Source organism: Salinivibrio sp. SS3 (assembly GCF_001722105.1).
GTDB classification, from domain to species: Bacteria; Pseudomonadota; Gammaproteobacteria; order Enterobacterales; family Vibrionaceae; genus Salinivibrio; species Salinivibrio kushneri.
Genome location: NZ_MEBQ01000019.1, coordinates 1 through 786, shown reverse-complemented (window position 1 = coordinate 786; position 786 = coordinate 1). Strand labels below are relative to the sequence as shown.

Genomic DNA, 786 nt, shown 5'->3' with positions numbered 1-786 from the left:
ACCATACAACCCCAAGAGGTTTTATTTACGTCGAGACTGTCTTAAAAAGAAATCTGCGTCGCAAAACCACTGAGTGTTGAATCATCAACCAATTAAGGTTTTGTTTTTGCCGGACTCAAAATAGAGACTTTGCTTATCACTAAGACAAAGCCCAAGCACACTTGATTGTGTGAGTGACATTATATGTCACTGATTGAGAACTTTACTGTCATTCTTAAAGAATGACTTGTCAGCTTTCCAGATTGTTAAAGAGCATGTGATTCTATCAATACGATAAACCACTTTTTAAAGACACTTATCATCATAAATGCGCTTAAAAAGTGGTGGAGCTAAGCAGGATCGAACTGCTGACCTCCTGCGTGCAAGGCAGGCGCTCTCCCAGCTGAGCTATAGCCCCATCATAAATTCCTTAGACAGACTTCTTGAAGAAGTCCACTTCGCTTAGCCGAGTCAGATTTGAAGCGAGACGCGCAGTGTGCGTTAGCACATGAGCATCGCAGGTATCAAAGATGACGCAGGGTAAGTAGAAGTGGTGGGTCTGAGTGGACTTGAACCACCGACCTCACCCTTATCAGGGGTGCGCTCTAACCAGCTGAGCTACAGACCCATCTAAGGTACGAGCCTTTGACTAAGGCATTCGTATCTCTTTGACTTTCAACCTATACAATCTGTGTGAGCACTCGCAACAATAGCGTCAGTAAGGAGGTGATCCAGCCCCAGGTTCCCCTAGGGCTACCTTGTTACGACTTCACCCCAAACCACACCCTCACAACCGCGTCTCCCGCC

General features: G+C 45.9%; 2 tRNA genes and 1 rRNA gene. All 3 read right to left on the bottom strand.

Annotated elements, in window-relative coordinates:
- Window positions 1–321 precede the first annotated feature (321 nt).
- Window positions 322–397 (bottom strand) — tRNA-Ala (locus BGL48_RS08525).
- Window positions 398–530: 133 nt separating this feature from the next.
- A tRNA-Ile gene (locus BGL48_RS08520) sits at window positions 531–607 on the bottom strand.
- Window positions 608–698: 91 nt separating this feature from the next.
- Window positions 699–786, bottom strand: a 16S ribosomal RNA gene (locus BGL48_RS16355); the annotation flags it as partial.